25 protein-coding genes and 1 tRNA gene are annotated in these 22566 nt (G+C 72.6%); 8 read left to right on the top strand and 18 right to left on the bottom strand.

Going from position 1 to position 22566, the window contains the following annotated elements:
* Nucleotides 1–5: 5 nt before the first annotated feature.
* From E4U92_RS29975 to E4U92_RS29960, 4 genes are all read left to right on the top strand, one after another.
* Complete coding sequence (locus E4U92_RS29975) at nt 6–1460, top strand: bifunctional glycosyltransferase family 2/GtrA family protein (RefSeq protein WP_137303566.1); 1455 nt, start codon at nt 6–8, stop codon at nt 1458–1460.
* Nucleotides 1457–3664 (top strand): ArnT family glycosyltransferase, encoded by a 2208-nt coding sequence (locus E4U92_RS29970; RefSeq protein WP_137303565.1) that lies wholly within the window; start codon nt 1457–1459, stop codon nt 3662–3664. Before E4U92_RS29975 ends, E4U92_RS29970 begins: the two co-directional genes overlap by 4 nt.
* 106 nt (nt 3665–3770) lie before the next feature.
* Nucleotides 3771–5183 carry an MFS transporter gene (locus tag E4U92_RS29965; RefSeq protein WP_137303564.1) on the top strand — a complete coding sequence of 471 codons (1413 nt, stop codon included), beginning with the start codon at nt 3771–3773 and terminating at the stop codon, nt 5181–5183.
* An 88-nt stretch (nt 5184–5271) separates the two neighbouring features.
* Nucleotides 5272–6048: a TetR/AcrR family transcriptional regulator gene (locus tag E4U92_RS29960; protein WP_137303563.1), complete on the top strand. Its 777-nt coding sequence runs from the start codon at nt 5272–5274 to the stop codon at nt 6046–6048.
* A gap of 34 nt (nt 6049–6082) precedes the next feature.
* Here the strand turns inward: E4U92_RS29960 and E4U92_RS29955 are convergent, their stop codons facing one another.
* The 4 genes from E4U92_RS29955 to E4U92_RS29940 all read right to left on the bottom strand — a co-directional run bounded on the left by E4U92_RS29955 (nt 6083) and on the right by E4U92_RS29940 (nt 10669).
* Nucleotides 6083–6553 (bottom strand): PPOX class F420-dependent oxidoreductase, encoded by a 471-nt coding sequence (locus tag E4U92_RS29955; protein WP_137303562.1) that lies wholly within the window; start codon nt 6551–6553, stop codon nt 6083–6085.
* 63 nt (nt 6554–6616) lie between these two features.
* A complete protein-coding gene (locus E4U92_RS29950) occupies nt 6617–7438 on the bottom strand; it encodes a YceI family protein (RefSeq protein WP_137303561.1) in 822 nt (273 codons plus the stop codon).
* 149 nt (nt 7439–7587) lie between these two features.
* Entirely contained in the window at nt 7588–10050 is a 2463-nt protein-coding gene (locus E4U92_RS29945; RefSeq protein WP_137303606.1) for an MFS transporter, read from the bottom strand.
* Between the two features lie 88 nt (nt 10051–10138).
* Nucleotides 10139–10669, bottom strand: a complete 531-nt coding sequence (locus tag E4U92_RS29940; protein ID WP_137303560.1) for a MarR family winged helix-turn-helix transcriptional regulator — start codon at nt 10667–10669, stop codon at nt 10139–10141.
* A gap of 199 nt (nt 10670–10868) precedes the next feature.
* Here E4U92_RS29940 and E4U92_RS29935 point away from each other — a divergent pair, with 199 nt between their 5' ends.
* A complete protein-coding gene (locus E4U92_RS29935; RefSeq protein ID WP_137303559.1) occupies nt 10869–11072 on the top strand; it encodes a hypothetical protein in 204 nt (67 codons plus the stop codon).
* Between the two features lie 111 nt (nt 11073–11183).
* On the opposite strand, the gene E4U92_RS29930 is transcribed toward E4U92_RS29935, so the two are convergent.
* The 4 genes from E4U92_RS29930 to E4U92_RS29915 all read right to left on the bottom strand — a co-directional run bounded on the left by E4U92_RS29930 (nt 11184) and on the right by E4U92_RS29915 (nt 13937).
* Nucleotides 11184–12086, bottom strand: a complete 903-nt coding sequence (locus E4U92_RS29930) for an RNA polymerase sigma factor SigF (protein ID WP_137303558.1) — start codon at nt 12084–12086, stop codon at nt 11184–11186.
* A 303-nt stretch (nt 12087–12389) separates the two neighbouring features.
* Nucleotides 12390–13232 (bottom strand): RNA polymerase sigma factor SigF, encoded by an 843-nt coding sequence (locus E4U92_RS29925; RefSeq protein ID WP_137303557.1) that lies wholly within the window; start codon nt 13230–13232, stop codon nt 12390–12392.
* A 172-nt stretch (nt 13233–13404) separates the two neighbouring features.
* A complete protein-coding gene (locus E4U92_RS29920) occupies nt 13405–13698 on the bottom strand; it encodes a Dabb family protein (RefSeq protein ID WP_137303556.1) in 294 nt (97 codons plus the stop codon).
* 44 nt (nt 13699–13742) lie between these two features.
* Nucleotides 13743–13937: a hypothetical protein gene (locus E4U92_RS29915; RefSeq protein ID WP_137303555.1), complete on the bottom strand. Its 195-nt coding sequence runs from the start codon at nt 13935–13937 to the stop codon at nt 13743–13745.
* A gap of 204 nt (nt 13938–14141) precedes the next feature.
* On the opposite strand from E4U92_RS29915, the gene E4U92_RS29910 reads away from it, so the two are divergent.
* Nucleotides 14142–14741, top strand: coding sequence for a beta/gamma crystallin domain-containing protein (locus E4U92_RS29910; RefSeq protein ID WP_137303554.1), 600 nt, complete (start codon nt 14142–14144; stop codon nt 14739–14741).
* Nucleotides 14742–14790: 49 nt separating this feature from the next.
* On the opposite strand, the gene E4U92_RS29905 is transcribed toward E4U92_RS29910, so the two are convergent.
* The 4 genes from E4U92_RS29905 to E4U92_RS37180 all read right to left on the bottom strand — a co-directional run bounded on the left by E4U92_RS29905 (nt 14791) and on the right by E4U92_RS37180 (nt 16588).
* Nucleotides 14791–14875 (bottom strand) — tRNA-Ser (locus E4U92_RS29905).
* Between the two features lie 54 nt (nt 14876–14929).
* Nucleotides 14930–15361, bottom strand: a complete 432-nt coding sequence (gene tadA / locus E4U92_RS29900; RefSeq protein WP_229862744.1) for a tRNA adenosine(34) deaminase TadA — start codon at nt 15359–15361, stop codon at nt 14930–14932.
* A gap of 77 nt (nt 15362–15438) precedes the next feature.
* Entirely contained in the window at nt 15439–15987 is a 549-nt protein-coding gene (locus E4U92_RS29895; RefSeq protein ID WP_137303605.1) for a tRNA adenosine deaminase-associated protein, read from the bottom strand.
* Nucleotides 15988–16348: 361 nt separating this feature from the next.
* A complete protein-coding gene (locus tag E4U92_RS37180; RefSeq protein WP_373311538.1) occupies nt 16349–16588 on the bottom strand; it encodes a hypothetical protein in 240 nt (79 codons plus the stop codon).
* 173 nt (nt 16589–16761) lie between these two features.
* On the opposite strand from E4U92_RS37180, the gene upp reads away from it, so the two are divergent.
* Complete coding sequence (gene upp, locus E4U92_RS29890; protein WP_137303552.1) at nt 16762–17397, top strand: uracil phosphoribosyltransferase; 636 nt, start codon at nt 16762–16764, stop codon at nt 17395–17397.
* Between the two features lie 183 nt (nt 17398–17580).
* On the opposite strand, the gene E4U92_RS29885 is transcribed toward upp, so the two are convergent.
* Together E4U92_RS29885 and E4U92_RS29880 are read right to left on the bottom strand one after the other, a co-directional pair.
* Entirely contained in the window at nt 17581–18198 is a 618-nt protein-coding gene (locus E4U92_RS29885; protein WP_137303604.1) for a LytR C-terminal domain-containing protein, read from the bottom strand.
* A 150-nt stretch (nt 18199–18348) separates the two neighbouring features.
* Nucleotides 18349–18645, bottom strand: a complete 297-nt coding sequence (locus tag E4U92_RS29880; RefSeq protein WP_004943146.1) for a type II toxin-antitoxin system VapB family antitoxin — start codon at nt 18643–18645, stop codon at nt 18349–18351.
* A 153-nt stretch (nt 18646–18798) separates the two neighbouring features.
* On the opposite strand from E4U92_RS29880, the gene E4U92_RS29875 reads away from it, so the two are divergent.
* Nucleotides 18799–20409, top strand: a complete 1611-nt coding sequence (locus E4U92_RS29875) for a helicase HerA-like domain-containing protein (RefSeq protein WP_137303551.1) — start codon at nt 18799–18801, stop codon at nt 20407–20409.
* 109 nt (nt 20410–20518) lie between these two features.
* On the opposite strand, the gene E4U92_RS37095 is transcribed toward E4U92_RS29875, so the two are convergent.
* From E4U92_RS37095 to E4U92_RS29860, 4 genes are all read right to left on the bottom strand, one after another.
* Nucleotides 20519–20644 carry a hypothetical protein gene (locus tag E4U92_RS37095; protein WP_268253529.1) on the bottom strand — a complete coding sequence of 42 codons (126 nt, stop codon included), beginning with the start codon at nt 20642–20644 and terminating at the stop codon, nt 20519–20521.
* A 58-nt stretch (nt 20645–20702) separates the two neighbouring features.
* Nucleotides 20703–21008 carry a hypothetical protein gene (locus E4U92_RS29870; RefSeq protein WP_137303550.1) on the bottom strand — a complete coding sequence of 102 codons (306 nt, stop codon included), beginning with the start codon at nt 21006–21008 and terminating at the stop codon, nt 20703–20705.
* 81 nt (nt 21009–21089) lie between these two features.
* Complete coding sequence (locus E4U92_RS29865; protein ID WP_137303549.1) at nt 21090–21758, bottom strand: HhH-GPD-type base excision DNA repair protein; 669 nt, start codon at nt 21756–21758, stop codon at nt 21090–21092.
* Nucleotides 21759–21828: 70 nt separating this feature from the next.
* Nucleotides 21829–22545, bottom strand: a complete 717-nt coding sequence (locus E4U92_RS29860; protein ID WP_137303548.1) for a siderophore-interacting protein — start codon at nt 22543–22545, stop codon at nt 21829–21831.
* Nucleotides 22546–22566 lie beyond the last annotated feature (21 nt).

The raw sequence follows: 22566 nt of genomic DNA, 5'->3' as shown, positions 1-22566 counted from the left end.
TCGGCATGAGAACCGACTCTTCTCCCGGCACCCTGCCGGCGCGGGAGCACCTCCCGGCCGCGCCGGCCGGTACCCCTGTCCTGGACGTAGTGGTCCCCGTCTACAACGAGGAGAGGGACCTCCAGCCGTGCGTGCTCCGCCTGCACGAGCACCTCGAGCGCACGTTCCCGTACCCGTTCCGCATCACCATCGCGGACAACGCGTCGACGGACGCCACCCCCGAGGTGGCCCGCCGGCTGGAGGCACGGATCGCCTCGGTCCGGTCGTTCCGGCTGGAGCAGAAGGGCCGCGGCCGGGCGCTGCACGCCGTCTGGTCGGCCTCCGACGCCCCGGTCCTCGCCTACATGGACGTGGACCTGTCCACCGACCTCAACGCGCTGCTGCCGCTGGTGGCGCCGCTGATCTCCGGCCACTCCGACCTGGCGATCGGCTCGAGGCTCGCCCGCAGCGCGCGGGTGGTGCGCGGCCCCAAGCGGGAGTTCGTCTCCCGCTCCTACAACCTGATCCTGCGCGGCTCGCTGCAGGCGCGCTTCTCCGACGCGCAGTGCGGGTTCAAGGCGATCCGCCGGGACGTCGCACAGATCCTGCTCCCCCTGGTGGAAGACACGGGCTGGTTCTTCGACACTGAGATGCTGGTGCTCGCCGAACGTGCCGGACTCCGTATCCACGAGGTGCCGGTCGACTGGGTCGACGACCCGGACTCCACGGTGCACATCGTGAGGACGGCGACCGAGGACCTGAAGGGGGTGTGGCGCGTCGGCAGGGCGCTGGCCACCGGTTCACTGCCACTGGACCGGCTGACCAGGCCGTTCGGGGACGATCCCCGCGACCGCGAGATCATGGACGTACCCAAGGGACTGGCCCGTCAGCTCGTCGGCTTCTGCGTCGTCGGGGGTCTGTCGACCCTCTTCTACCTGCTGCTCTACAGCGGCTTCCGGCTCTTCACCGGCTCCCAGGCCGCCAACGCGCTCGCGCTGCTGATCTCCGCGGTCGCCAACACCGCCGCCAACCGCCGGCTCACCTTCGGCGTGCGCGGCCGGGGCGGGGCCGTCCGGCACCAGGCGCAGGGCCTGGTGGTCTTCGGCATCGGCCTCGCCCTGACCAGCGGCTCGCTGGTCGCCCTCGACACCGCCAACGCCCACCCCGCGCACTCGACCGAACTGGCCGTCCTGGTCGCCGCCAACCTCGCCGCGACCGTCCTGCGCTTCCTGCGTCTGCGCATCTGGGTCTTCTCCGACCGCGAAGCCGACCGCCCCGCGCCCACGGCACCGGGCGTCCCGGCCCCCTCCGCCGGCACTCACGCCCCGGCCCCCTCCCACGGCACCCACACCTCGGACCCCGCGATGCCCCCGGCCTCCCCGTTCCGCGTCGGTGACGCCGCGGACGGCACCTGGCGGGACGCCACCCCGCGCCTCGACCCGGCCCGCCGCCACGACACCGACCCGGGGGAGACCCGATGACCACCGGCTACGACCGCTCGGCCTGGGGCCCGCCCGCACCGGCCGCTCCGGAGACGCAGACACCGTCCGCCCCAGCTCCCCCCGCCCGTCCCGGGGCCGGTGAGCCACGGCAGCCGTTCCTGCGGAGGCTGGGGCGGGGCCACCCCGAGGACCCCCGCTGGGCCCGCCCGGCCTTCCTCGCCCTGCTCCTGGCGACCCTGCTGCTCTACCTCTACGACCTCAGCGCCTCCGGCTACGCCAACTCCTTCTACTCCGCCGCCGTCCAGGCCGGCTCGAAGAGCTGGAAGGCGTTCTTCTTCGGCTCGCTGGACGCGGGCAACGCCATCACCGTCGACAAGCCGCCGGCCTCGCTGTGGCCGATGGAGCTGTCGGTCAGGGTCTTCGGCCTGAACTCCTGGGCGATCCTCGTCCCCGAGGCGCTGATGGGCGTCGGCACGGTCGCCGTCGTCCACGCGGCCGTACGGCGCCGGTTCAGCCCCGCCTCCGCTCTGATCGCCGGCGCGGTGCTCGCGCTGACGCCCGTGGCGGCGCTGATGTTCCGGTTCAACAACCCGGACGCGATGCTGGCCCTGCTGATGGCCGTGGCCTGCTACCTCGTCGTCCGCGCACTGGAGGACGGCCGGACCCGCTGGCTGGTGTGGGCCGGCGTGGCGATCGGCTTCGCGTTCCTCACCAAGACCCTCCAGGCGTTCCTCGTCCTGCCGCCGCTGGCACTCGTGTACGCGGTGTGCGCGCCGGTCACGTTGACGAAGCGCCTCGGTCAACTGGCCGCCGCGACGGCGGCGTTGGTCGTCTCCGGGGGCTGGTGGGTGGCGGTCGTCGAGCTGTGGCCGGCGTCCTCGCGCCCGTACGTCGGCGGCTCGCAGAACAACTCCTTCCTGGAGCTGACCTTCGGCTACAACGGCCTCGGCCGGCTCAGCGGCGACGAGACCGGCAGCGTCGGGGGCGGTGGGGGCGGGGGCGGCACCGGGCAGTGGGGCGAGACCGGCTGGGACCGGATGTTCGGCTCCGAGGTCGGCGGCCAGATCTCCTGGCTGCTGCCGGCCGCGCTGGTCCTGCTGGCCGCCGGCCTGGTGGCCACGCGCCGGGCCGGCCGCACGTCCGTCACCCGCGGCTCGTTCCTGGTCTGGGGCGGCTCGCTGCTGACGACCGCGGTGGTCTTCAGCTACATGGCGGGCATCTTCCACCAGTACTACACCGTCGCCCTCGCCCCCTACCTGGCGGCCGTGACCGGCATGGGCGCCGGGACCCTGTGGGAGAGGCGCCGGGCGCTCTGGGCGTCGCTCGCGCTGGCGGCCGCGGCCGTCGCGGCGGCCACCTGGGGCTACGTCCTGCTCCACCGCACCCCCGACTACCTGCCCTGGCTGCGGTGGCTCGTCCTGGTCGGCGGCCTCACCGCCGCGCTCGGCCTGGTCTTCGCGGGCCGGCTGACCCGGCGGCTCGCCCTCGCCGCGGCTGCGGTCGGCCTGCTGGCCGCGCTGGCCGGTCCGACGGCGTACACCCTGAGCACCGTCCAGCAGGGCCACACCGGGTCGATCGTCACGGCCGGCCCGGCGGGCGCCGCCATGATGGGCGGGGGCCGCCCGGGCGGCGGCATGCGCGGCGGCTTCGGCGGCGACGGCATGCCGGGCCAGAACCAGCAGGGGCAGCAAGGGCAACAGGGCCGGCAGGGGCAGCAAGGCGGCCGGCCGGGCCAGAACCAGCAGGGCCAGGGCTTCCCCGGCGGGGGCACGGGCGGCTTCGGCGCCCTGCCCGGCCAGGGCGGCGGGCAGACCCAGCAGGGCGGCGGCCCGACCGGCGAGGGCGCGGGCGGCGGCGGTGGCGTCGGCGGCCTGCTGAACGGCGCGTCCGTGAACTCCCGGGCGAAGAAGCTGCTGGAGACGGACTCCGGCCGCTACACCTGGGCCGCCGCGGCCATCGGCTCCCAGAACGCCGCGAGCTACCAACTCGCCACCGGCGAACCGGTCATGGCGATCGGCGGCTTCAACGGCACCGACCCGTCCCCGACGCTGGCGCAGTTCAAGCAGTACGTCGCGGACGGGAGGATCCACTACTTCATCGCGAGCGGGTCCATGGGCGGTGGTCCGGGCGGCGGTGCGAACGGCACGTCGTCGCGGATCACCACCTGGGTCGAGGCCACGTTCAAGAAGGTCACGGCCGGCTCGGCCACCTTCTACGACCTGACGCAGGAGGCGAGCGGCTGACAGTCGGCCGAGCGCTTCCCCGGCAAGAGGCGGTGTCCCGCACGGGCACCGCCTCTTCCCGCATCTCGCTTGTACACCGTACGAGATCTCTTCTACGGTGTAGAGCATGCCTTCCGTCGCGAGCCATCCCCAGCGCTGGCTGATCCTCGGCGTCATCTGCCTCGCGCAGCTCACCGTGCTGCTCGACAACACCGTCCTGAACGTCGCGATCCCCTCCCTCACCCGGGAACTGGACGCCTCCACCTCCGACATCCAGTGGATGATCAACGCCTACTCGCTGGTCCAGTCGGGCCTGCTGCTCACCGCCGGCAGCGCCGCCGACCGGTACGGCCGCAAGAAGATGCTGATCGCGGGGCTCGCCCTGTTCGGCGTCGGCTCGGCGGTCGCCGGCTGCGCGGGCACCACCGGGCAACTCGTCGCCGCGCGCGCCGGGATGGGCGTCGGCGGGGCGCTGCTGCTGACCACCACCCTGGCCGTGGTCATGCAGATCTTCGCGCCGGAGGAGCAGCCGAAGGCCATCGGCGTGTGGGCCGCGGTGAACTCGCTCGGCTTCGCCACGGGGCCGCTCATCGGCGGCTTCCTGCTGAACCACTTCTGGTGGGGCTCGGTCTTCCTGGTCAACCTGCCGGTCGCGGCCGTGGCCCTGGTCGCGGTGGTCGCGCTGGTGCCCGAGTCTAGGAACCCGCAGGGCGACCGCCCCGACCTGCCCGGCGCGCTGCTGTCGACGGTCGGCATGGCCTCGCTGGTCTTCACCGTCATCTCCGGCCCCACGCACGGCTGGACGTCCGCGCGGGTGCTGGTCTCCGGGGCCGTCGCGGTGGGCGTCCTCGCGCTGTTCGCCGGGTGGGAGAGCAGGGTGCCGTACCCCATGCTGGACCTCGCCCTCTTCCGCGACCGCCGCTTCACGGGGGCCGTCGCCGGCGCGGTGCTGGTCACCTTCGGCATGGGCGGCGCCCTGTTCCTCCTCACCCAGCACCTCCAACTCGTCCTGGGCTACGGCCCCCTGGAGGCCGGCCTGCGCACCGCGCCGCTCGCGCTGACCGTCGTCGCCCTGAACTTCACGGGACTGGCGGCGAAGGCCACCGTGAAGCTCGGCGGGCCCACGGCGATCCTGACCGGCATGACGGCGATGGCGGCGGGCCTCGTCTCCATCGCCGTGGCCTCCGACGGGTACGCCGTCACCCTGCTCGGGCTGCTGCTCATCGGCACCGGCACCGCGCTGGCCGGACCGGCGATGGCCCACGCGATCATGAGCACCATCCCGCCGGCCAGGGCCGGGGTGGGCGCCGGCGTCAACGGCATGCTCGCCGAGTTCGGCAACGGGCTCGGCGTGGCGGTCCTCGGCGCGGTGCTCAGCGCGCGGCTGGCGTCCGGGGCGCGGCTCTCCTCGGCCCTGGGCACCGGGCAGGCGGTCGGCGCGGTGGCGGTGTTCGCGGGCGGCGTGCTCGCGGCGGTCTTGCTGCGCAGGGCGGGAAGAGCAGCATCAGCGCGGGAGGAGACGACGGCCGTCCCGTCGTAGCGAGCGCGTCGCCGCTGGTCGTGCGGCCCCTCCCGCGCCGTAGGGTGGGCCCGTCGGGGGCCGGTCGGTGGAGATCAGGAGGTGCCGCATGGCCGCCAGGGCAGGCGAACAGGCCACGCGCAGCAGTGTCTGGCTGGGCGGCAGGACGCGTCGCGGCCGGGGCGGGCAGCCCTCGGGGCTCGACCGGGACCGGATCACCGCGGCGACCGTGCGGCTGCTCGACGCCGAGGGACTGGACCGGTTCTCCATGCGGCGGCTCGCCGCCGAGCTGAACGTCACCGCGATGTCCGTGTACTGGTACGTCGACACCAAGGACGAGCTGCTGGAGCTGGCCCTCGACGAGGTGTTCGGGGAGCCGGCCGTGCCCGACCCGGACGACGAGGGTGCCGACTGGCGCGTCCTGCTGCGCACGCTCGCCCGCGAGTACCGCGCGCTGCTGGTCCGCCACCCCTGGGTGCCCCCGCTGATCGGGCGCTACCTCAACATCGGCCCGAACTCGCTCGCCTTCTCCCGCGCGATCCACCAGGTCGTGCGCCGCACCGGCCTGCCCGTGCACGGCATCACCGGCGCCATCTCGGCGGTCTTCCAGTTCGTGTACGGCTACGGCACGATCCAGGGCCACTTCATGTCCCGGGTCGCCGACGCGGGGGTGACCCCCGACGAGTACCACGCGCAGATGATGGCCTCGGTGGGCGGGACCCCGGACACGGCCGCCGTCATCGAGGAGACCCGCGACATCATGGACGCGCGGGGCGGTGCCACGGTCGACGAGATGCTCGACCGCGACTTCACCTTCGCCCTGGACCTGCTGGTCGCCGGCATCGAGGCGATGGTGGAGCGCTCGGGGCCCGCGCCGGACGCGTGAGAACGGACGGGCCCGCTTCCGGGGCGTCCGCCGCTCAGTCCTCCTGCGCCAGCCGCGCCGGGAAGCCGCCCGTCGCCACCGGGCCCCAGCGCTCCGGGGTGACGCGGATGATCGACTTGCCCTGCTCGACCATCGCCGCGCGGTACTCGTCCCAGTCGGGGTGCTCCCCGGCGATGTTGCGGTAGTACTCCACGAGCGGCTCGACGGAGTCGGGGGAGTCGATCACCTCGGCGGTGCCGTCGACCTGGACCCACGGGCCGTTCCACTCGTCGCTGAGGACGACGAGGCTGACCCGCGGGTCCCGCCGGGCGTTGCGGGTCTTGGCGCGCTCCGGGTAGGTCGAGACCACGATCCGGCCGGAGTCGTCCACCCCGCAGGTCAGCGGCGAGGCCTGCGGACTGCCGTCGGCCCGGCGGGTGAGCAGCAGGGCACGGTGCCGGGGCCGTACGAAGTCCAGCAGCTCGTCCCGGGAGACGGTCGTGTTCGTCGCGATGTTCGGTGCCATACCGGCAGCCTAGGCGCGATCCCCCACCGTGTGGCTGACCCTGGCGTGCCTACGCCCGGGTGCCTACGCCTGGGGCAGGGACTCGCCCTGCACCGCCTGGACGTCCAGCTCGACCTTGAGCGTGGTGCCGATGGCGGCGATGCCGGCCTGGACGACCTGGTTGTAGTTCATCGCGAAGTCGTCGCGGTGCAGTTCGGCCGTCGCCCGGAAGGCGGCGCGGGTGCCGCCCCAGGGGTCGGCGCCGGTGCCGAGGTAGGCGAGGTCGAGGTCGACGGGCCGGACGATGCCGCGCATGGTCAGCTCGCCGTGCACGGTCCAGCGGTCCGGGCCCGCCTCGGTCACGCCGGTCGAGCGGTAGACGATCTCCGGGAACCGCTCGACGTCGAGGAAGTCGGCCGACCGCAGGTGCTGGTCGCGCATCCCGTTGCCGGTGTCGATCGACGCCGACCGGATCACCGCCTCCACCCGCGACTTGGTCACGTCGTCCGGGGCGATCTCCACCGCCGCGGAGAAGTCCGTGAACCGGCCCCGCACGCTGGAGATCCCCAGGTGCTGGGCGACCGCGCCGACCGTGGAGTGCGCCGGGTCGACCGTCCAGGGGCCGGGCGGGGGCAGTTCGGTGCCGCCCTGCCGGGCCAGGGTCACCGTGCCGATCTCGGCCCGCCCGCTCGCGGTGACGATCGCGCTGGAGGCCACGGGCGCGTACCCGACGGCCGTGACGATCACCGTGTACGCCCCGGGCGCCAGCGCCGTGGCGTCCCGGACGACGCCCTCGTCGTCGGCCTCGGCGCGCACCACCTGCGTGCCGGTCATGTCGGTCACCGTGACGACCGCGTGCGACACGGCCCATCCGTCCCGGGTGCGGATCCTCGCGGTCAGTCCCATCCCGTTTTCTCTCCCCTACAGAGCTTCACGACACTGCTTCACAACAGAGCTTCATGACGAAGCGTCACAACTGGTCAGAACGTGGAACGGCCCGTGGCGGGGGCGCACCGGAAGCCCGGGTGCGCCTCCCGTCACGGGCCGGAACCGGACTACTCGCCGGGGTGGGCGAGCGCGATGTCGTGGTCGTCGACACCGGTGCCCGACAGGGTCAGGGCCGTGGCCACCGGCGGGTAACCGGTCGCGATGACCGTGTACTCGCCGCCGTCGAGGTCCGTGAAGGCGTACGCCCCGTCGGCGCCGGTCGTGGCCGAGCCGACCACGTTGCCCGCCGCGTCCACGAGCGTCACCCGCGCGTCGGCCAGCGGACCGTGCGGCGCGCGCACGACACCCTGCACCCGGGACCCCGCGTCGAGGAGGAGCTCCGTGCGGGTCACGCCGGTCGCGCCGATCTCCACGGGCAGTGCCCGCGGCCGGAACCCGGCGGCGTTGACCGCGACGGTCACGGCACCCGGCACCAGCTCCGTGAAGGAGAACTCGCCGTGCTCGCCGGTGGTTCCGGTGGCCAGCAGATCGCCGCGCACATCGGTGACGATGACCATGGCGTCCTTGACGCCCTCGCCGGACACGGCGGCCCGCACGACACCGGTCAGCCCGCTGGTGCCGCTGAGCAGGATGTCGTAGGCGAGCGGTTCTCCGTTGACCACGATCGTCGAGGCCTGCGGCTGGAAGCCGTCGGCGGAGGCGATCAGGACGTACGACCCCGAGCCCGGCGCGTCCAGCGCGTAGGCGCCGTCGGCCTGGGCGACGGCCCGGCCGAGCTGGCGGCCGGCCAGCGAGATCAGCGTGACCGCGGCGTGCGGCACGGGCGCGCTCTCGGCGCCGCGGACGAAGCCCCGGACCGGGACGCCCCCGGCGGGGGTGTCCGTGGCCCCGGCCACCGAGGCGACGGCGGCCACGGGCTGCGGCGCGGTGGCCGCACCGGCGGCGGTGGCGGCGCTGTCGGAGGCCGCGGGGGCACCGACGGCGGCCGGCACCTGCTGGGCCTCGGCCACGGTGGGCGCGGCGGCCGGGTCGACGGCCGGGGCCTCACCCTCGGCGGCCTGCGCCAGGGCGCCCTTGGTGCGCAGCGGCACCTCCTTGATGAACAGCGTGATCAGGAAGGCGAGCGCGGCGAGGAAGCCGGCGATCAGGAAGACGTCGGCGATGCCGTGACCGTAGGCGCTCTCCATGACCGTGCGCAGCGGCGCGGGCAGCTTGTCCATGTCCGGGATGGTGTCGGTCGACCCGGACTGCGCCATGGCGGCCGCGTACTTCGGGTCGATCGTGGCCAGGCCGTCCTTGACGTAGTCGGTGATCTTGTGGGACATCACCGCGCCCAGGGCGGACACGCCCATCGCGCCACCGAGGGAGCGGAAGAAGGTGACCGTGGAGCTGGCCGAGCCGAGGTCGCTGGGCTCCACCTGGTTCTGCGTGCACAGCACCAGGTTCTGCATCATCATGCCGATGCCGAGACCCAGCAGCGCCATGAACAGCGCCATCTTCCAGTAGTCGGTGTCGTACCGGATGCCGCCGAGCAGCAGCAGACCGGCCGTCACCAGCACACCACCGCTGACCAGCCAGGCCTTCCAGCGGCCGGTGCGGGTGATGAACTGACCCGAGACCGTGGAGGAGACGAACAGGCCGCCGATCATCGGGATGGTCATGACGCCCGACATCGTCGGGGACTTGTCGCGGGCGAGCTGGAAGTACTGGCTGAAGAACACCGTGCCGCTGAACATCGCGATGCCGACGAACAGCGAGGCGAGCGAGGCGAGCGTGATGGTGCGGTTGCGGAACAGGCGCAGCGGGATGATCGGCTCGCTGGCCTTGGCCTCGACGAGCACGAACAGCGCGCCCAGCACCAGGGACCCGGCGACCATCGTGTACGTCTGCCACGACAGCCAGTCGTACTTGTCACCGGCGAAGGTGACCCAGATCAGCAGCAGCGAGACCGCGGCGGAGATCAGCGTCGCGCCGCCCCAGTCGACCTTCACCTCACGCTTGACGACCGGCAGGTGCAGGGTCTTCTGCAGCACGATCAGCGCGATGACGGCGAACGGGACGCCGACGTAGAAGCACCAGCGCCAGCCCAGCCACGAGGTGTCGGTGATGACGCCGCCGAGCAGCGGTCCACCGACGGTCGCGACGGCGAACGTGGCACCCAGGTAGCCGGAGTAACGGCCCCGCTCGCGCGGGGAGATCATCGCGGCCATCACGATCTGGGCGAGCGCGGACAGACCGCCGACGCCGATGCCCTGCACCACGCGGCAGACGATCAGCATGCCGGGGTTCTGCGAGAGGCCGGCCGCCATCGAGGCGACGACGTAGATGACGAGCGCTATCTGGACGAGCGCCTTCTTGCTGTACAGGTCGGCGAGCTTGCCCCACAGGGGAGTGGCCGCGGTCATCGACAGCAGGGCGGCGGTGACGACCCAGGTGTAGGCGGACTGGCCGCCGCCCAGGTCGCCGATGATCTCGGGCAGCGCGTTGGAGACGATCGTGGACGACAGGATCGCCACGAACATTCCGAGCAGCAGCCCGGAGAGCGCCTCCATGATCTGCCGGTGGCTCATCGGAGCGTGGCCGCCGGAGGAGCCTCCCCCGTGCTTGGCATGGGCCCGCACACCGGCTGGTGTGGTCGTTGCCATGGGCTTCCTTTTCTTACGTGTTCGCGGGTGTACGGGTGGTCTGGTCGAGTGCGGGAGGGGCCGGCGGCGCTGCCGGTGACCCGGCGGGCGGCTGCGGCGGCCGGTGCGCGGTCGTACGGCAGTCGTCGAAACTGGACCGCAGCCGCTGCATCAGCCGGGTGAGCTGGTCGACCTCGTCGTCGGTCCAGTCGCCCAGCCGCTCCTCCAGGAGCCGGGTGGTGCGCCGGGACAGCTCGTCGATCTGGCTCCAGCCGGCCGGGGTCAGGCGCACGATGCGCGAGCGCTTGTCCGCCGGGTCCGGGGAGCGCTCGATCCAGCCGCGCTCGGCGAGGTGGGCCACGTGGCGGCTGGTCACCGACATGTCGACGACCAGCAGCTCGGCCAGCTTGCTCATGCGCATGTCGCCGTGGCGGCTGAGCAGCGTCAGTACGGCGGTGGAGCCGCTCGGGCAGTCGGACGGCAGGATCCGTCCCAGCTCCCGCTTCACGGCTCCGAAGGCGCTGAACTGACGCATCAGCTCCTCGTACCGCGCCTCGCCGGCCATCTCACCCTCCCGATTCGTTGCTTAGGGCAACCATAAGGGCGCTTGGTTGCTACAGGCAAATAAAGGGGGCTCCTCCGCCGCAAAAAGTTGGCAAAGGCAAGTATCACGGAAGTAAGCACGCTGGTGCCGTCCGCCGACGGCGGCCGGGGGCCGACCCCCGCTTGGGCTGCCGCGCCCGTTTTCGCTAGGGTCTCGGGCCATGGCTAACACCCAGGGCCCCCAGGGCAATTACGACCCCGCCGGCAGCACCCAGATGTTCCGTGCGTTCGTCGACGAGGGCACCCCGCAGCCGTCCCGCCAGGCCGCGGCGCCGTCCGGCTCCGGCCCGCGCCTCGGACTGATCATCGGCATCGTGGCCGCGGTGGTCGTCGTGGCCGCGGTCGCCTGGCTGGCGCTCAAGTAGGGAACCGCTGAGGCGGGTCACCGCCGACGGACGCACCGACGGCGACCGCCGCACCCCTGTGGCTCCTCCGGAGCAGGGGGCGGCGGCCGCCGGGTGGTGGGACCGGACCGCTCAGTCGGAGATCAGCCCGTCCCGCAGCTGCGCCAGCGTGCGGGTCAGCAGGCGGGAGACGTGCATCTGCGAGATGCCGACCTCCTCGCCGATCTGCGACTGCGTCATGTTGGCGAAGAAGCGCAGCATGATGATGCGGCGCTCGCGGGGCGGCAGCTTGGCCAGCAGGGGCTTGAGGGACTCGCGGTACTCCACGCCCTCCAGCGCGGTGTCCTCGTAGCCCAGGCGGTCGGCCAGCGAGCCCTCGCCGCCGTCGTCCTCGGGGGCGGGGGAGTCGAGGGAGGAGGCGGTGTAGGCGTTGCCCACGGCCAGCCCGTCGACCACGTCCTCCTCGGAGACGCCGAGGACGGCCGCCAGCTCCGTCACCGTCGGGGAGCGGTCCAGCTTCTGCGACAGCTCGTCGCTGGCCTTGGTGAGGGCCAGGCGCAGCTCCTGCAGGCGGCGCGGCACGCGCACCGACCAGGACGTGTCGCGGAAGAACCGCTTGATCTCGCCCACGACCGTCGGCATCGCGAAGGTCGGGAACTCCACGCCGCGTTCGCAGTCGAAACGGTCGATCGCCTTGATCAGGCCGATCGTGCCGACCTGGACGATGTCCTCCATCGGCTCGTTGCGCGAGCGGAAGCGCGCGGCGGCGTAGCGGACGAGGGGGAGGTTGAGCTCGATGAGCGTGTCCCGGACGTACGCGCGCTCGGGGCTGTCCTCGTCGAGCGCGGCCAGCCGCAGGAACAGGGAGCGGGACAGGGTGCGGGTGTCGATGGCCTCCGAGGCCGGGAGGGCCGGGGCCGGCGCGGCCTCGAGGGCCGTGACGTCGTCGAGCACGTCGGTCTCGACGGGCACGGCGGGCGCGGTCTCGCTCTTGTCGAGCGTGAGCACCTTCGAGCTGCCCTGATCTGCGGACATGCCACCCCCTTTGGGTCGCGGGACGGTCGTGGCGGACGCTCCCGGGGAGGAACGCGGCCTTCACCTGAATACCGGAGCCCGAGCTCCGGCAAACGCTCTTCCGGCAGAATGTCACATGTCGGCAACACGCTGTAGTGACATGTCGACATCGTAGTCACGAATCAGCCCTGCAGAGCGGGGGTGTGACGGTTTTTCAGGCCCAAGTCCCGGTGTTCGGGCCGGTGGAGCGATTCCCTCTCCCCGGGGATGCCTCGCTCAGGCGTACGGAAATCCTCCCGGTCTACACCTCGAACTCCCGTACGCCTACGCGTCGATCCGGTTGGCCGAGCGCAGTCGCTGGAAGCTGCGCGCCAGCAGGCGCGAGACGTGCATCTGGGAGACGCCGAGCTCGGCGCTGATCTGTGACTGGGTCAGGTTGCTGTAGTAGCGCAGCAGCAGGATTCGCTGTTCGCGTTCCGGAAGCTGGACCAGCAGGTGACGGACCAGGTCGCGGTGTTCCACGCCGTCGAGCGCCGGGTCCTCGTAGCCGAGGCGGTCCAGCAGGCCGGGCAGCCCGTCGCCCTCCTGGGCGGCCTCCAGCGAGGTCGCGTGGTACGACCGCCCGGCCTCGATGCAGGACAGCACCTCCTCCTCGCTGATGCGCAGCCGCTCGGCGATCTCGGCGGTGGTCGGGGTGCGCCCGTGGGCGGTGGTGAGGTCCTCGGTGGCGCTGTTGACCTGCACCCACAGCTCGTGGAGCCGGCGCGGTACGTGGACGGTGCGCACGTTGTCGCGGAAGTAGCGCTTGATCTCGCCGACGACGGTCGGCATGGCGAAGGTCGGGAACTGCACGCCCCGGTCGGGGTCGAAGCGGTCGATGGCGTTGATCAGACCGATGGTGCCGACCTGGACGACGTCCTCCATCGGCTCGTTGCGGGAGCGGAAGCGGGCGGCGGCGTAGCGCACGAGCGGCAGGTTCGCCTCGATGAGCGCCCCGCGCACCCGGTTGTGCTCCGGCGTGCCGGGGGTGAGGTCCTTGAGCTGGGCGAAGAGCACCTGGGTGAGGGCCCTGGTGTCGGCCCCGCGCCGCTTCTCCGGGACGTCCGTGGCGGGGGCGGGTGCCTCTTCCCCCGCCCTCTCCTGGGGCGGCGCAGTACTGGCCGACATGGTCAACGCCACCTCTTCATCGGTCAATCATCCGTCAAAAGCGGTCATAGCATCACAAGACATGTGCACTGTGTGCAAGCACCCCATAACACCGTGTTGATGGAGAAGTTGAGCCTTCCGGGTACGGAAAAGCCCCCCGCCGGCCGGTGGGGGGCTCGTGGGGCCGCTGCTCTCAGAAGGGGTAGTCGGCGACCACCCAGGTGGCGAACTCCCGCCACAGGGCGACGCCGGCCTGGTGGGCCGGGTGCTCCAGGTACCGCTTGAGCGCCGCCTCGTCCTCCACGGCCGAGTTGATGGCGAAGTCGTAGGCGATGGGCCGCTCGCTGATGTTCCAGCCGAGCTCCCAGTGGCGCAGCTCCTCGATCTGCTCGCCCAGCGCCCGGAAGGCGGCCTCGCCGGCCGCGACCCGGGGGTCGTCGCGGTGGACGCCCTCGTCGAGCTTGAAGAGGACCAGGTGGCGGATCATGGGCGCTCCCAGCGTGGTTCCCGTGCGGTGCTCGGGGACGCGCGCTACTTGGCCCCGTCGGCGAGCCAGGTGAAGAAGTCCCCGACGGCCTTGGCGGCGTCCGATATGCCCTCGAACCCTATCTGGACGTAGTCCGCGGCCTTGGCCGGGTCCGTGATGATCACGTACAGCACGAAGACCACGAGTACGTAGACGGCGATCTTCTTGGCGTTCACCGCCACCGCGGCCTCCCCTGCCACTGATGTGCCCCTCGGGCCCTCCTGCCGGGCGCGAGTGTAACGCGCAGATCGTTTCGTATGACTACAGGCGCGGCGGTGCGGGCGCCGAGGGCGCGTGGAACGCCCGGCGGGCTGCCCCTTCACCACGGCAGGGATCGGTGACCCAAAGTAGCGGGCGGGTAACTACCTGTCGTACACCCGGCCGTACTGACCCCAGGGGGGCACATGAACGAGCAAGAAGTCACCTTCTACACCCGGCCCGACTACACCGGCGACGCCCACACCTACGCGGTGGGCGCCAACGAGAACCTGCACCCGGGCGAGCTCAACGACCGGTTCAGGTCCCTCAGGGTCGGCCGCAAGGCCAAGGTCCTGGCCTGGCAGCACGCCAACCAGACCGGCAAGTACCGGGAGTGGGAGGTCGATCAGCGGGACATCTCCGACATCGGCGGGCTGACCCGGTTCAAGGTCGTCGAGAGCACCACGTTACCCATCGCGGTCCGGCTCCAGGACCTCACCGGCGCGCCGGCCGGGCGGTACAGCCTGAAGGTCAGCTCCTTCGACGTCGGGGACACCGTCGTCCGCTCCGGCGACCAGGAGTACGGGCTCGTCGGCGTCATGCCCGAGGACGGCCCCCCGGTCACCACCGCCATCTACGTCCGCGACGAGCACTCCGGCGCCTACGTCGCCGTGGGCGCCCTCTACTTCACCTGGAACTCCGCGGCCAGGTCGATCGACGTCGCCGACGCCTCGAACGTCCCCGAGAACCTGGCCTACTCGCGAGACGGCCGCAACCTGTTCACCTTCGAACTGACCGAGGCCTAGGAATGCCACGAGGGGCCCGGTCCATCGGACCGGGCCCCTCGCCCATGCGCGGTAGCGGAGGGATTTGAACCCTCGGTGACTTGCGCCACACTCGCTTTCGAGGCGAGCTCCTTCGGCCGCTCGGACACGCTACCGAGGGAGACCTTACAGCACGCCGGGACCGGGTCGGAAATCGATACGTCGGTCGCTCAGCGGTCCCGGAAGAAGTCGGTGAGCAGCCGGGCGCACTCGTCCGCGAGGACGCCCTCGATCACCTCCGGGCGGTGGTTGAGGCGCCGGTCGCGGACGACGTCCCACAGGGAGCCGGCCGCGCCCGCCTTTTCGTCGCGGGCGCCGTACACCACCCGGTCCACCCGGGACTGCACGATCGCCCCCGCGCACATCGTGCACGGCTCCAGGGTCACGACGAGCGTGCAGCCGGTCAGCCGCCACTCGCCGAGGCGTGCGGCGGCCCGCCGCACGGCGAGCACCTCGGCGTGGGCCGTGGGGTCACCCGCGGCCTCACGTTCGTTGTGGCCGACGGCAAGGACGCTCTCCCCGTCGGCGGACAGCACGACGGCGCCGACGGGGACGTCCCCGCCCCGGACGGCCAGTTCGGCCTCGTCCAGGGCGAGTCGCATTGCGGCCCGCCAGCGGTCGCGTACCGGGTCGGCGGCCCCGGGGGTCCCGGGGGGCCGGCCCCACTGTTCGGGTGCGGTCAGCGGACGGTCTCCAGCACCTCCGAGGCGCCGAGGGCCTCGGCGATCTCGTTGACGGCGTCCTGCGACAGCGACCGCAGCTCCTTCTGGCTGACGCCGAGGTCGTCGAGGATGCCGGCGTCGCCGACGGGGCCGTGCGGCACGGTCCCGTCGGTGGAGGCGGCGGCCGCGGCGGTGTCCGGGTCGTCGTCCTCCTCGGCGTCGTCCTCGCCGTCCTCGGTGCCGTCGAGATCGAGGGCGTCCAGGTCGGGGACGTCCTCACCCGGCTCCCGGCCGAGCAGCTCGTCGGTGAGCAGGATCTCGCCGTACGAACTGCGGGCGGCCGCGGCCGCGTCGGAGACGTAGATACGAGGGTCCTCCTCGCCGTCGACCCGGACGACGCCGAACCAGGCGTCCTCCTGCTCGATCAGCACGAGCACCGTGTCCTCGTCGGGAGAGGCTTCCCGGGCCAGGTCGGCCAGATCCGACAGGGTCTCCACATCGTCCAGCTCTGTGTCGCTCGCTTCCCACCCGTCTTCGGTGCGCGCGAGCAGTGCGGCGAAGTACACCGTGACTCTCCCACTGGTCATAGGCGTGCCGGTTGGGGATCCCCCCGGCGGAGGTTGCGGGCGGGGAGAGAGCTCGGGCTCCGAGCCCCACCCACTCGGAATCGTGGCAGAAACAAGGCGTTCAGGGGACGTCTTCGGCTCCCTGTGTCCGGCATTTTGATCGCAGCCCGGTGCCCGCCCCGGTGGCGCCGGGGTGACACGTGCGCAAGCGACCTCACCAGCACACTCGTTGCCGCCACTTGCGGATCGTACGCGGCTTTCCCGCGCGGCCACGCACGCCCACCCCTCGCAACGCGCGGGACGTCGGTGATCTTCCCCCTGCCGGCACCTCGTGTCGTGGCTCCCGTCGGGGGGCGTACGGCTACCAGCGGAAGGTGCGCATCCGCATCGCGTGGCGCAGCCGGGCGGCCTTGGCGCGGCGGGGCTGGACCCGGTCGCGCAGGGCGCGGGCCTCGGCGAGTTCTCTGAGGAACTGGGCGCGGCGGCGACGGCGCTCGGTGTCGGTCTCCCGCGCGGACGCGTCCACCGCGGACGTCCGGACCGTCCGTTCCGTCCGACCCGTCTGTTCCGTCCGACCTGCTCGGTCCGTTCGTTCTGCCATAGGTGCACCACCCCGCATCGGTCCGGGTCGACCACCCCGGTCCGTCGTCCCCTCCACCTTCCCCCGGTCGGCGGGATGCATGCCACGGCCGCGTGAAGGCCGGTGAAGCTCTGGCCTGTGTTGTGCGCTCCGTGCGGACGACCGGCCCGGTCGGCCCGGTTACTGTGGTGCCCATGCGTCTCCACGTCGTCGACCACCCCCTGGTCGCCCACAAGCTCACCACGCTGCGCGACCAGCGCACGGACTCGGCCACCTTCCGTCGTCTCGCCGACGAGCTGGTCACCCTGCTCGCCTACGAGGCCACGCGCGACGTGCGCACCGAGCAGGTCGACATCACCACGCCGGTCGCCCGGACCACCGGCGTCAAGCTCTCCTACCCGCGCCCCCTGGTGGTGCCGATCCTGCGGGCGGGCCTCGGCATGCTGGACGGCATGGTCCGGCTGCTGCCGACGGCCGAGGTGGGCTTCCTCGGCATGATCCGCAACGAGGAGACGCTGCAGGCCTCCACGTACGCCACCCGGATGCCCGAGGACCTCTCGGGGCGCCAGGTGTACGTCCTGGACCCGATGCTCGCCACGGGCGGCACCCTGGTCGCCGCGATCCGCGAACTGATCCGGCGCGGAGCCGACGACGTCACGGCGGTCGTGCTCCTCGCGGCCCCCGAGGGCGTGGAGATCATGGAACGCGAACTGGCCGGCACCCCGGTCACGGTCGTCACGGCGGCCGTGGACGACCACCTGAACGAACACGGCTACATCATCCCGGGCCTGGGAGACGCGGGCGACCGCCTGTACGGAGCCGCCGAGTAGGCAGCACCCCGGCCGACGACGACAGGTCCCCGTGCCCTTCAGGGGCGCGGGGACCTGCGTGAACAGCCAGGACGAGCGCGTCGGCCGCCCACGCACCGAACCACCCGCTGGGTCAGGGGCGCGGCGACCTGCGGGAGAACCCGCGACGGCGCCGCACCGGCCGGACCCGCCGGCCCCGGGACCTCAGCACCCCTTCTTCACCGCGGCCACCGGCTTCGGCGCGGCCAGTGCCGCCAGGGCGCGGTCCGCGTCCGTCCGGACCGCCAGCCCCTTGAACGCGTCGCCGATCACGAGATCCACCGACGGGTCCACCCGCTTCGCGTCGACCCGCCGCTCCGCCGCGGGCAATTGCACGCCCACCACCGGCACCGAGGTCTTCACCGAGGCCGCGGTCCCCACCAGCACTCCGGCCCCCGGGACCTTCTTGTCGAACGCGGCGCTCGCGTTCCCCACCTTGCCGACCTTGAAGCCCCGCTTCCTCAGCTCGTCGGCCGTGGTCTTGGCGAGCCCGCTGCGGGTCGTGGCGTTGTAGACGTTCACGGTGATCTGCGCCGGCTCGGGCAGCACCACCGGCGAGGCGTCGGCGACGGCACCGGACTTCGTGGTCGCACAGGCCTTCGCGGCGGCCGCGGACGCCGTACCGCCGCCGCCCGTGAAGACGTCGACGAGCTGCAGCGTTCCCCAGCCGGCGACTCCGAGCACGGCTCCGCAGACGAGGACGAGGCCGGCCATCCTGGCGCGCCGCCGGGGCGGGCGCATCCGCGGGTACTTGTCCCCCGTGATGCGGTACTGGCCGCCCATCCCGGGGGGAGTCAGCATGCTCATGAGCGCAGCGTAGTGCGACGGGGCGGCCGTGCCTACTAGATGATCATTCGACACCGCTCAGGTGAACCCGAAAGGGCCACACGGCGGCCGCCGTGTGCACGGGGGAAGGGGTCGTCGGCCGGCCCGTCAGTCCAGTTCGAGCACGCGCGCGTGCAGCACCTGGCGCTGCTGGAGCGCGGCCCGCACCGCGCGGTGCAGGCCGTCCTCCAGGTACAGGTCGCCCTGCCACTTCACGACGTGCGCGAAGAGGTCGCCGTAGAACGTGGAGTCCTCGGCGAGGAGCGTTTCCAGGTCGAGCTGCTGCTTGGTCGTCACCAGCTGATCGAGGCGGACCGGGCGCGGCGCGACGTCCGCCCACTGCCGGGTGCTTTCCCGGCCGTGGTCGGGGTACGGCCGGCCGTTTCCGATGCGCTTGAAGATCACACGGAAAGCCTACCGGCCCAGACCTTCCGGGCGCAGCCATGGCGAGCGAGTGCGACGCTGGAAATACCGCAGCAACCCGGTCATACCGGAAGCTCCCCGGGAGTGAACCCGGAATTGCGGAACGCGAACGATCCGGAAACGAGGGGTCTGCCGATGAACGCCAGCGAGCCCAGCCCCGGACCCCCCGCGGACGCCCCCACCGCCCCGCGCCCCGACCCGGTCGCGAAGATCGCCGCCGGATACGCGTTCTCCGGGCCCTCGCTCGACCTGGGCGCCCTGCTGTGGGAGGGGAAGTGCCTGCCCGACGCGCAGATCCGCGTCCCGCTGCCGATGCTCAACCGCCACGGACTGGTCGCGGGCGCCACCGGCACCGGCAAGACCAAGACGCTGCAGCTCGTCGCCGAGCAGTTGTCGGCGCAGGGCGTGCCGGTGTTCCTGGCGGACATCAAGGGCGACCTGTCGGGGATCTCGGTCCCGGGAGTCCCCGGCGACCGGGTGCGCACCCGGTCCTCGGAGGTCGGCCAGGACTGGACGGCGAGCGCCTTCCCGGCGGAGTTCTACGCCCTCGGCGGCCTCGGCCACGGCGTCCCGGTCCGCGCGACCGTCACCAGCTTCGGCCCGGTCCTGCTCTCCAAGGTGCTCGGCCTGAACCAGACCCAGGAGCAGTCCCTCGGCCTGGTCTTCCACTACGCCGACCAGAAGGGCCTGGAGCTGTACGACCTGAAGGACCTGCGCGCGGTCGTCGCCTTCCTCGCCTCCGACGAGGGCCGGCCCGAGCTGAAGGCCCTGGGCGGGCTGTCCCCGGCCACGGCCGGGGTGATCCTGCGCTCACTGACCGCCTTCGAGGCGCAGGGCGCGTCCGGCTTCTTCGGGGAGCCGGAGTTCCGCACGGCCGAGCTGCTGCGCACGGCGTCCGACGGCCGGGGCGTGGTGTCGGTGCTGGAGCTGGCCGCCGTCCAGGACCGCCCGCAGCTCTTCTCGACGTTCCTGATGTGGCTGCTGGCCGACCTCTTCCACGACCTGCCCGAGGTGGGCGACGCCGAGAAGCCGAAGCTGGTGTTCTTCTTCGACGAGGCGCACCTGCTGTTCCACGACGCCTCCAAGGCGTTCCTGGACTCGGTGACGCAGACCGTGCGGCTGATTCGCTCCAAAGGGGTCGGTGTCTTCTTCGTGACCCAGACCCCGAAGGACGTCCCCTCCGACGTCCTCGCCCAGCTCGGCAACCGTGTCCAGCACGCCCTGCGCGCCTTCACCCCGGACGACCAGAAGGCCCTGCGGGCGACGGTGCAGACCTTCCCGCACTCGCCGTACGACCTGGAGGAACTGCTCACCGGCCTGGGCACCGGCGAGGCCGTGGTGACGGTCCTCAGCGAGAACGGCGCCCCGACTCCCGTCGCCGCGACCCGCCTGCGCGCACCCGAGTCGCTGATGGGCCCGGTCGACCCGGCGGCCCTGGACGGCGCGGTGAAGGGCTCGCCGCTGTACGAACGGTATGCACAGGCTGTGGACAGGGAGTCGGCGTACGAGAAGCTGACGGCCGCGGCGGCCCGCTCGGCACAGGCCCCCGCACCCGAGAATCCGGCAGCCGAGAAGCCGGCGGCGGAGCCGGAGGCGCGGCCGGGGCGCGCGGCGCACGAGGAGCGGTCGGTCGTGGAGCAGGTCGTGAGCAGCGGCGTGTTCAAGTCCCTGGCCCGCTCGGTCGGCACCCAGCTCGGCCGGGAGATCACCCGTTCCCTGTTCGGCACGGCCCGCAGGAGACGCTGAGCCCCGTCCCGCCCGTCCAGCCCGTCCTGTCTGTCCCGCCCGTCCCGGCTGTCCTGTCGGTGCCGTCCTGGTCCGGCGGAGGCGGTCGCCCGCCCCCGCCGGACCTCGTTCAGCGTCGCCCTTGCTCGCGGGGCCGCTCGGGCCGGGGCCGCTGCTCCGGCTGCGGTCTGGGGGCGCTGCGGGCGGCCTCGGCGCGCAGCAGGGCGCGCAGGACCGCGTAGGGATCGGTGGGCATGACGGTTCCTCCGACTGCGTCGCGGACTGACCTCGGTGGCGGGGGAGGCGGGGGTCCGTCAGCAGCGCAGGACCACGGAACGCAGCACGCGGGGCGCGGTGTACGGCGGTTCGGCGGCGGGGCGTCCGGCGGGCACGGCGGCCCGGGGCCGCGGCCGCGGGCCCGGCACGGGCGTCGGCCGCAGGGGTGCGGCGGGACGGTACGCGGTGAGCCGGGGCGCGGGGGCGGTCACGTCGTGCTCGGCGGCGACCGTCCCGTGCGGTGCCGCACAGGCCGCCTCGCCGCCGGAGACGAGGAGCGCGAGCAGCAGGACGAGCACCCGCAGCCAGACGCGGCTGCGCGGACGGTGTCGTGCGGTGCTCACACAGGGGGCCTGCCCGGGACACGCCCGGCACCCGTCCGCCCGCCCGCCGAGTTCACCCGCACGGCGCAGGCCCAGGTCGTCCTACGGCTTCTTCGCGGCCTTCGCGGCCTTCGCGGCCTTCGCGGCCTTCGCGGCCTTCGCGGCCTTCGCGGCCTTCGCGGTCGTCGTCGCCTTCGCGGTCTTGGCCGCCGCCTTCATCTCCTGTTTGTACGCACGGACCTTCGCCAGCGACTCCGGGCCGGTGATGTCGGCGACCGAGCGGTGGGAGCGGGGTTCGCCGTAGGAGCCCGCGGCCTCCCGCCAGCCCTGCGGCGTCACCCCGAGCTGCTTGCCGAGCAGGGCGAGGAAGATCTGGGCCTTCTGCTTGCCGAACCCGGGCAGGTGCTCCAGCCGCCGGAGCAGCTCGCGCCCGTCGTCGACGCCCCGCCAGACGCCCTCGGCGTCACCGTCGTAGTGCTCGACGAGGTACTGGCAGAGCTGCTGGACGCGCTTGGCCATGGAGCCGGGGTAGCGGTGCACGGCCGGCTTCTCGGAGAGCAGCGCGGCGAAGGACTCGGGGTCGCGCGCGGCGATCTCGTGGGCGTCGAGGTCGTCGGCGCCCAGCCGGTCGGCGATGGTGCGGGGTCCCTTGAACGCCCACTCCATCGGGATCTGCTGGTCGAGCAGCATCCCGACCAGCGCGGCGAGCGGGGAGCGCCCGAGGAGCGCGTCGGCCTCGGGGTCCTGGGCGAGGTGCACGGTGACGTCCATGCACCGATGATCGCCCGCCGGTCACCCCGCCGCCTCCCCGAGGGACCCGCACGCCGGGTTCCGCGGCGGCTCAGTCCTCCCGCCAGTACCCCAGCGCGTGCAGCCGGTCCTTGGGCACGCCGAGGTCCCTGCGCACGTACGCGGCCAGGGCGCGGGTCGTACGGGTGTCGCAGGCGATCCAGACGTACGGGTGCTCGGTGGCCGCGAGCAGGCCGGGGAGTTCGGCGCGGACCCGGCCGGCCAGTTCCCCGCGCGGCACGCGGCGCAGCTGGTACCGGCCCGGCGCGGGGGAGGCGGGGAAGGGCAGGCCGTCGTCGCCGCCCTCGAACCACACCGTGGCCGGAGCGCCGTCCAGCGCGCCGAGCAGGGAGTTGATGGCGGGCAGCGACGCCGGGTCGCCGATCGCGAGGACGTGCGTCGGCGCGGGCTCGGGCCGGGTGAAGCCGGTGCCCTGGACGGTCGCCTCGATGGTGTCGCCGGGGCGCGCGGTCCGTGCCCAGTCGCTCGCCGCGCCCTCGTGCAGCGCGAACTCCAGGGCGAACGTGCCCCGCACGGGGTCGGGCTCCACCAGGGTGTAGGCCCGCTGGTGGGGCTTGCCCGCGTTGTCGAACCACAGCCGTACCCACATCGTCGGGTGGACCCCGGTCGCGGCGAGCAGCCCGCCGTCGGTCAGGTGCACCCGCCGGTACGACGGGGTGACGTCCCGCGCCCCGGTGACGGTCAGCGTGAAGTCCTTCGCCCGCATCAGCCGGAGGACCGCGCCCTCCCAGCCCCGCCCCTGCGCCATGACCTCTCCACCCCTCACGTA

It is taken from the genome of Streptomyces galbus (assembly GCF_005280195.1).
In the GTDB taxonomy this organism is placed as follows: Bacteria; Actinomycetota; Actinomycetes; order Streptomycetales; family Streptomycetaceae; genus Streptomyces; species Streptomyces galbus.
The sequence above is the reverse complement of the archived record's forward strand: the minus strand, read 5'-3'. Positions and strand labels throughout refer to the sequence as shown.

Excerpts from the sequence above, each read along its gene's own strand:
- E4U92_RS29975 (WP_137303566.1), top strand. The coding sequence starts at position 6 with ATGAGAACCGACTCTTCTCCCGGCACCCTGCCGGCGCGGGAGCACCTC.
- E4U92_RS29970 (WP_137303565.1), top strand. The coding sequence starts at position 1,457 with ATGACCACCGGCTACGACCGCTCGGCCTGGGGCCCGCCCGCACCGGCC.
- E4U92_RS29965 (WP_137303564.1), top strand. The coding sequence starts at position 3,771 with ATGCCTTCCGTCGCGAGCCATCCCCAGCGCTGGCTGATCCTCGGCGTC.
- E4U92_RS29960 (WP_137303563.1), top strand. The coding sequence starts at position 5,272 with ATGGCCGCCAGGGCAGGCGAACAGGCCACGCGCAGCAGTGTCTGGCTG.
- E4U92_RS29955 (WP_137303562.1), bottom strand. The coding sequence starts at position 6,553 with ATGGCACCGAACATCGCGACGAACACGACCGTCTCCCGGGACGAGCTG.
- E4U92_RS29950 (WP_137303561.1), bottom strand. The coding sequence starts at position 7,438 with ATGGGACTGACCGCGAGGATCCGCACCCGGGACGGATGGGCCGTGTCG.
- E4U92_RS29945 (WP_137303606.1), bottom strand. The coding sequence starts at position 10,050 with ATGAGCCACCGGCAGATCATGGAGGCGCTCTCCGGGCTGCTGCTCGGA.
- E4U92_RS29940 (WP_137303560.1), bottom strand. The coding sequence starts at position 10,669 with ATGGCCGGCGAGGCGCGGTACGAGGAGCTGATGCGTCAGTTCAGCGCC.
- E4U92_RS29935 (WP_137303559.1), top strand. The coding sequence starts at position 10,869 with ATGGCTAACACCCAGGGCCCCCAGGGCAATTACGACCCCGCCGGCAGC.
- E4U92_RS29930 (WP_137303558.1), bottom strand. The coding sequence starts at position 12,086 with ATGTCCGCAGATCAGGGCAGCTCGAAGGTGCTCACGCTCGACAAGAGC.
- E4U92_RS29925 (WP_137303557.1), bottom strand. The coding sequence starts at position 13,232 with ATGTCGGCCAGTACTGCGCCGCCCCAGGAGAGGGCGGGGGAAGAGGCA.
- E4U92_RS29920 (WP_137303556.1), bottom strand. The coding sequence starts at position 13,698 with ATGATCCGCCACCTGGTCCTCTTCAAGCTCGACGAGGGCGTCCACCGC.
- E4U92_RS29910 (WP_137303554.1), top strand. The coding sequence starts at position 14,142 with ATGAACGAGCAAGAAGTCACCTTCTACACCCGGCCCGACTACACCGGC.
- tadA (WP_229862744.1), bottom strand. The coding sequence starts at position 15,361 with ATGCGACTCGCCCTGGACGAGGCCGAACTGGCCGTCCGGGGCGGGGAC.
- E4U92_RS37180 (WP_373311538.1), bottom strand. The coding sequence starts at position 16,588 with ATGGCAGAACGAACGGACCGAGCAGGTCGGACGGAACAGACGGGTCGG.
- upp (WP_137303552.1), top strand. The coding sequence starts at position 16,762 with ATGCGTCTCCACGTCGTCGACCACCCCCTGGTCGCCCACAAGCTCACC.
- E4U92_RS29885 (WP_137303604.1), bottom strand. The coding sequence starts at position 18,198 with ATGGGCGGCCAGTACCGCATCACGGGGGACAAGTACCCGCGGATGCGC.
- E4U92_RS29875 (WP_137303551.1), top strand. The coding sequence starts at position 18,799 with ATGAACGCCAGCGAGCCCAGCCCCGGACCCCCCGCGGACGCCCCCACC.
- E4U92_RS37095 (WP_268253529.1), bottom strand. The coding sequence starts at position 20,644 with ATGCCCACCGATCCCTACGCGGTCCTGCGCGCCCTGCTGCGCGCCGAG.
- E4U92_RS29865 (WP_137303549.1), bottom strand. The coding sequence starts at position 21,758 with ATGGACGTCACCGTGCACCTCGCCCAGGACCCCGAGGCCGACGCGCTC.
- E4U92_RS29860 (WP_137303548.1), bottom strand. The coding sequence starts at position 22,545 with ATGGCGCAGGGGCGGGGCTGGGAGGGCGCGGTCCTCCGGCTGATGCGG.